Genomic DNA, 6,531 nt, shown 5'->3' with positions numbered 1-6,531 from the left:
GGGGATCGTGGGGGTGAGCAACCTCAGGTTGCCGGGCAGGTCGGTGACGGTGGCGTGCCCGGAGGCGTCGACGTCCACCGCGATCTCGCCATCGCCGACCCGCAGTCCGGTCACCGAGACGGCACCGAGTTGCGGACCGGCCAGCGGCGCGACGCGTACCGTGCCGGCGGGCACGTCGGGGTAGACGCCGGCGGCGACGTGCAGCAGCGACACCGCGGCCGCCGCCGACCAGGCCTGGGGACGGCAGGCGGCCGGGTAGGGCACGGGTCGACCGAGGGTGGATCTGTCGTCGCCGCCGTGCAGCTCCGGCAGCTGGTAGTCGAACGCCTCGGCGGCGGCGAGCAGTCCGTCGGTCAGGCGCAGGGCGGGTTCGGGGAAGCCGGCCCGGGCCAGGCCGGTGAGCACGATGGCGGTGTCGTGCGTCCAGACCGAGCCGCAGTGGTACGACAGCGGACTGAAGCCCGCATCAAGTGTGGACATGGTGCGCAGCCCGTACGCCCCGGACATGGTGTCGGTGCCGAGCAGCCGGGCGACCTGTGCCTGCTCGTCGTCGTCGAGCAGGCCGGTGCCGAGCAGGTGACCGATGTTGCTGGTCAGTGAGTCGACCGGCCGCTTGTCCCGGTCCAGGGCCAACGCCGGCTGCGGGCCGTACGGACCGTCGACCCAGTAGGCGGCCCGGAACCGGGCGGCGAGCCTGCCGGCCCACTCCCGCCACCGGTCGCCGTCGGGCCGGTCGAACGCGTCGAGCAGCGCGGCGGCGTTGACGGCGGCCTCGTACGCGTAGCCCTGCACCTCGGCCAGCGCGATCGGCCCGCCGGCCAGGCTTCCGTCGCGGAACCGGACGGCGTCGCCGGAGTCCTTCCAGCCCTGGTTGGACAGCCCGTGCCCGCTGGTGTCGAGGTATTCGACAAGACCGTCGCCGTCGGCGTCGGCGTGCTCACCCAGCCAGCCGAGCGCGGCTTCCAGGTGCGGCAGCAGCGGTTCGACCTGCTCGGCGTGCAGCCCCCAGCGCCAGGCGTCGTGCAGCAGGTTGACCCAGAGCATGGTGGCGTCCACCGTGCCGTAGTAGGCCGGCGGCAGGCGCAGTCCGTTGGCGGGCAGGCTGAACTCGCCGCGTCGCAGCTCGTGCAGGATCTTGCCGGGCTGCTCGCCGGTGGCCGGGTCGGTGTGTCGGCCCTGGCGGCGGGCCAGCACGCGCAGCGTGCCGGCGGCCAGGTCGGTGCCGAGTGGCAGCAGCATCCGGGCGGCCCAGAGGCTGTCGCGGCCGAAGAGGGTGAGGAACCAGGGCACGCCGGCGGCGAGGAAGACGTCGCCGGGGGCCTGGGGGTCGGCCAGCCGCAGCGCGTGCAGGTCGTCGAGGGCGCGGTGCAGCAGCCGGCCCAGCCGCCGGTCGTCGGCCTGCACCTGCGGCCGGGCCCAGGTCGGCTCCGCCGGCGGGTACGCCACCACGGCGCTGGTGTCGGTGACGGCCAGCCGCCAGCGCAGCGTCACGCTCTGCCGTGGGCCGAGGGTGACCGGCCAGGTCAGGCGGGGTGCGGTGGACCGGTCACCGGCGAGGTCGAGGGCCGCGTCGGCGGCGGTGACCGTGACCGTGGTGCCGCCGGCGGCCCAGCTCACCCGGCCGGGTTCCGGCGTCCGGGCCGGCAGCGGTGGGCTGGTGAAGCCGGTCTTGACCTGCTCGATCGGGGCGAGGTCGCAGCCGAGGTCGACGGTGACGGTGGCGGTCACCGGCTCGGCGGCGGTGGAGACGACCTGGATCTCCTCGGTGAGGCCGTGCCGGTCGAGCCGACGGGTCCGGTCCAGGCGGACGGTCGGGTCGGCACCGGGGTCACCGAGCCACCGGGCAAGACCGACGAACCGGGCGGCGTGGGCGTCGACAGGCGCATGGCCGATGGTCTCGGGCTCCTGGTCGTCGACGAGCAGCTCAGCACGGGACAGCACCCGGGTGTCGGCGTGGAAGACGCCCTGGACGCCGCGCGACCGGATCTGCCCGGCGGGGTCCCCGAGCGCACTTGTGGGCGCGAAGGCCACTCCCACCAGGTCGTGCAGCAGGGGTTGCAGGTGGCGTGCGGTCACGTACGGCTCCAGGTTCATCGGTGGCACCGCCTCTTGACAGACGGTTCCGGGGGGTGCAGAGTCCGAAACACTCAACCAACTTGAACGTTCCAATCCTGCCCCATCCAAATTGGATCGTTCAAGCCCCTCGAAAGGCATAATGTGGCTGAAAAGGTGACCATCGCCACGGTGGCCCAGCACGCCCGGGTCAGCCGGCAGACCGTTTCCAACGTCATCAACGCGCCGCACATCGTGCGGCCGGAGACACGGCAACGGGTGCAGGACGCGATAGTCACACTCGGTTACCGCGCCAACCAGGCCGCGCGGCAGATGCGTACCGGCCGGTCCCGGCTGATCGCGGTACGGATCGAACCGACCCGCGACGGCATAAACGGTTCGGTGCTCGACCGCTTCCTACACGGGCTCACCGAGACCGCGGAGGCGTCCGGCTACCGGGTGATGCTCTACACGGCCGCCGACGACGACCGCGAGATCGCCACCTACGGCGACCTGCTCAGCGCGTACGACCTGGACGGTTTCGTGATCACCGGGACCGACCACGGCGATCCGCGTACCGCGTGGCTGGCCGAACGCGAGATCCCGTTCGTCACGTTCGGCCGGCCGTGGGACCACCTCCAGTCGCACAGCTGGGTCGACGTCGACGGCGCGGCGGGCACCGCGGCGGCGACCGCCCACCTGATCGCGGCCGGGCACCGGCGTACCGGCTTCATCGGTTGGCCGGCCGGTTCCGGTGTCGGCGACGACCGGCGGGCCGGCTGGCGGCGCGCCCTCGTCGAGACCAGCGTCGACCCCACCGCGCTGGATGCCGAGACCGAGGACGGCATCGCCGAGGGCGCGCGGGCCGCCCGCGAGTTGCTCGACCGGCCCGCACCACCGACCGCCCTGGTCTGCGCCAGCGATTCGCTCGCCCTCGGCGCGATGCAGACGTTGCGCACCGCCGGCGCCGACCTACCGGTGATCGGCTTCGACGACACCCCGGTCGCCGCAGCGGTCGGCCTCAGCAGCGTCAGCCAGCCGCTCGGCGACGCCGCGGCCCGCTGCGTCGACCTGCTCACCGACCTGCTCGACGGGCCGCGCCACGGCCCACGGCAGGTGCTGCTCCGACCCGCGCTGGTCCTGCGGCACCCGGCCTGATTTCCCGTCCCTCACCACCACAGGAGAAACACGATGACACCCCGCGTCCTCACCCGCGTGGCCGTCGCCGGCCTCACCACAGCCGCGCTGCTCGGCTCGGCCGCCTGCGGCAGCGGCTTCGACGACTCCTCCGGCGAAACCGCCCAGTCCACCGGCCCGGCGAACCTCCAGATCATGATCGGCTCCTCCGGGGACGCCGAGACCAAGGCCGTGCAGGACGCCGCCGCGGCCTGGGCCAGCGCCTCCGGCAACCAGGCCACAGTGATCCCGGCCCAGGACCTCACCCAGCAGCTGGGCCAGGGGCTGGCCGGGGGCAACCCGCCGGACGTGTTCTACGTCGACGCCACCCGTTTCGCCGACTACGCCAGCGTGGGCGCCCTGGAGCCGTACGGCGACAAGATCAGCAACACCGACGACTTCTACGAGAGCCTGCGTACCACCTTCACTTACGACGGCAAGCTCTACTGCGCGCCCAAGGACTTCTCCACCCTCGCCCTCCAGATCAACACCGAGCTGTGGAGCAAGGCCGGTCTGACCGACGCCGACGTGCCGACCAGCTGGGACCAGCTGACCGCCGTCGCCCGCAAGATCAAGGCTGCCGGGCTGGTGCCGTTGGCGCTCGGCGACACCCGGGACCGGATCGGCGCGTTCCTGGTGCAGAACGGCGGCTGGCTGCTCAGCTCCGACGGCAAGACCGCCACCGGCGACACCGCCGAGAACACCGCCGCGCTGACGTACGTCAAGCAGCTGCTCACCGACGGCCTGGCCCGCTTCCCCAAGCAGCTCGACGCGGGCTGGTCCGGTGAGGCGTTCGGCAAGGGCGCCGCGGTGATGACCATCGAGGGCAACTGGATCAAGGGTGCCCTGCAGAACGACTTCCCGGACGTGAAGTACCAGGTCGTCGAGCTGCCGGCCGGGCCCGCCGGCAAGGGCACGCTCTCCTTCACCCAGTGCTGGGGGATCGCCGCGAAGTCGCAGTACAAGGAGCAGGCGATCAAGTTCGTCGAGGCGATGACGAGCGGCGAGCAGCAGATGGCGTTCGCCAAGGCGTTCGGCGTGATGCCGTCGCGGCAGTCGGTCCGTGACCAGTACACCGCCGAGTTCCCGGCCGACAAGCCGTTCATCGACGGTGCCGAGTACGCCCAGGGCCCGGTGAACGCGCCGAAGATGGACAGCGTTCTGCAGGACCTCGAGGCCGGACTCCAGGGCCTGGCCGGCGGTGACCCGAAGAAGATCCTCGCCACCTTCGACAAGAACGCCCAGGCCGCGCTCGGCGGCAGCTGAGCTTGTTAGCAGGGGCCCCCTCCTATACACCAGGCGTTAGCAGGGGGCCCCTCCTTTCACCTTCCACCCGACCGAAGGGAGGGCGATGTGCGCGGCGGCGTACGCGGTAACGAGAACATCGCCGGCTGGCTGTTCGTCGCGCCGGTGATCGCCATCCTCGGGCTGTTCCTGTTGCTGCCGATCCTGATGGCGCTCTGGGTCAGCCTGACCGACTGGACCGGCCAGGGCAGCCCGTTCACCAGCGAGGTGCCGTTCGTCGGCGTCAAGAACTACACCGAGCTGTTCACCACCGACGGCCTGGCCCGCCGGGACTTCATGACCAGCATCCGCAACAACATCTACTACGTGGCGCTCGTCGTACCCACCCAGACGGTGCTGGCCCTCGGCTTGGCGCTGGTGGTGAACAACCGGCTACTCAAGGGCAAGAGCTTCTTCCGGACCGCGTTCTACTTCCCGTCGGTCACCAGTTCGGTGGCGATCAGCGTGGTGTTCCTCTTCCTGTTCGCCAACTCCGGCGCGGTCAACAACCTGCTCGCGCTCTTCGGCATCAGCGGGCCGCAGTGGTTCGCCGACTCCCGGGGGGTGCTGCATCTGTTGCTCGGTGTGGTCGGGCTGGACGATCCGCCCGCCGCGTTGACCGACGGCGGACCGTTCGGCCTGAGCTGGTGGGACTGGCTGTCCGGACCGAGCGTCGCGATGATGTCCATCATCACGCTCGTGGTCTGGACCACCTCCGGCACCTTCATGCTGATGTTCCTCGCCGCTCTCCAGAACGTGCCGGTCACGCTGGAGGAGGCGGGTGCCCTCGACGGTGCGAGCCGGTGGCAGCGGTTCCGGCACGTCACCCTGCCGCTGATCAAGCCGACCACGTTCCTGGTGCTCACCCTCGGCCTGATCGGTTCCTGGCAGGTCTTCGACCAGGTGTACGTGATGAGTCAGGGCGATCCCGCCAAGACCACCCTCACCCCGGCCTACCTGTCGTACCGCACCGCGTTCCGCGACTTCGACTACGGCTCCGGCGCGGCCATCTCGTTCGTCCTGTTCCTGATCATCGTCGTGTTCACGCTGGTGCAGCGCCGGATCATGGCCGACCGGGACGCCGAGAAACCCCGCTGGTGGCGCCGACGCCGATCGGAGGAATCCGCCCGATGACCGCACTGGCCGACCGTTCCACCTCGTCCGCCCGGCGCGGTGCCCGCGGTCCACGCACCCTGGCCACCCGTTTCCTCGGGTACGCCGTCCTGGTCTTCTTCTCGCTGGTCTTCCTGTACCCGTTCGTGATCCAGATCGGCAACTCGCTCAAGACCGAACCGGACGCCGCCGCCAACCCGCTCTCGCCGATCCCCGACCCGGTGGTGCTCGACGGATTCGTGCGGATCTTCACCGGCACCAACTTCCCGCTCTGGCTCGGCAACTCCCTGCTGGTGACGGTGGTGGCCACCACCGGACGGGTCTTCTTCTGTTCGCTGGCCGGGTACGCGTTGGCCCGGCTGCGCTTCCGTGGCCGGTCCGGGTTGTTCGCGGCGGTCATCGCGGTGATGGCGGTGCCAGGTGTGGTGCTGCTGATCCCCAAGTTCCTGGTGCTCAACCAGCTCGGCATCTACAACAGCTACGCCGGGCTGATCGTGCCGCTGCTCGCCGACGCCGCAGGCGTGTTCATCATGAAGCAGTTCTTCGAGTCGATTCCGGTGAGCGTGGAGGAGGCGGCCCGCATCGACGGGGCGAGCATCTTCCGTACCTTCTGGTCGGTGGTGCTGCCGATGGCGAAACCGGCGTTGATCACCCTGACCATCCTGTCCTTCCAGGGCACCTGGAACGAGTTCCCGCACAGCCTGGTCTCGGTGCAGGACCCGAGCCTGTTCACCCTCCCCCGCGGCCTCGCCGACCTGGTCAGCGGCTCCCTAGGCAAGGGCACCCAGTATCCCCTCAAGCTGGGCGCCGCCCTCCTGGCCACCATCCCGGTAGCCATCATCTTCGTCATCTTCCAGCGCCACTTCGTCCGCGACCCCACCCAAGGCGCCGACAAATCCCTGTCTC

Annotated in this window: 5 protein-coding genes; 4 read left to right on the top strand and 1 reads right to left on the bottom strand. The window is 70.5% G+C overall.

Annotated elements, in window-relative coordinates; all coding sequences use genetic code 11:
* Window positions 1-2,094: amylo-alpha-1,6-glucosidase (locus C1I93_RS26955; protein WP_181445346.1), on the bottom strand; the 2,094-nt coding region annotated here is incomplete at its 3' end.
* Window positions 2,095-2,229: 135 nt separating this feature from the next.
* Here C1I93_RS26955 and C1I93_RS26950 point away from each other — a divergent pair.
* The 4 genes from C1I93_RS26950 to C1I93_RS26935 all read left to right on the top strand — a co-directional run.
* A complete protein-coding gene (locus tag C1I93_RS26950) occupies window positions 2,230-3,210 on the top strand; it encodes a LacI family DNA-binding transcriptional regulator (RefSeq protein ID WP_223256301.1) in 981 nt (326 codons plus the stop codon).
* Window positions 3,211-3,243: 33 nt separating this feature from the next.
* Entirely contained in the window at window positions 3,244-4,494 is a 1,251-nt protein-coding gene (locus tag C1I93_RS26945; protein WP_111246085.1) for a sugar ABC transporter substrate-binding protein, read from the top strand.
* Between the two features lie 87 nt (window positions 4,495-4,581).
* Complete coding sequence (locus C1I93_RS26940) at window positions 4,582-5,646, top strand: carbohydrate ABC transporter permease (RefSeq protein WP_111246084.1); 1,065 nt, start codon at window positions 4,582-4,584, stop codon at window positions 5,644-5,646.
* A partial coding sequence (locus C1I93_RS26935; protein ID WP_111246083.1) for a carbohydrate ABC transporter permease occupies window positions 5,643-6,531 on the top strand: 889 nt, incomplete at its 3' end. The genes C1I93_RS26940 and C1I93_RS26935, both read left to right, overlap by 4 nt.

Source organism: Micromonospora endophytica, assembly GCF_003236305.1.
GTDB lineage: Bacteria > Actinomycetota > Actinomycetes > Mycobacteriales > Micromonosporaceae > Micromonospora > Micromonospora endophytica.
This window is presented reverse-complemented; position numbering and strand designations above follow the sequence as displayed.

What these genes read in the sequence shown, in the direction of transcription:
- C1I93_RS26945 (WP_111246085.1), top strand. Translation starts at nt 3,244, where the DNA reads ATGACACCCCGCGTCCTCACCCGCGTGGCCGTCGCCGGCCTCACCACA.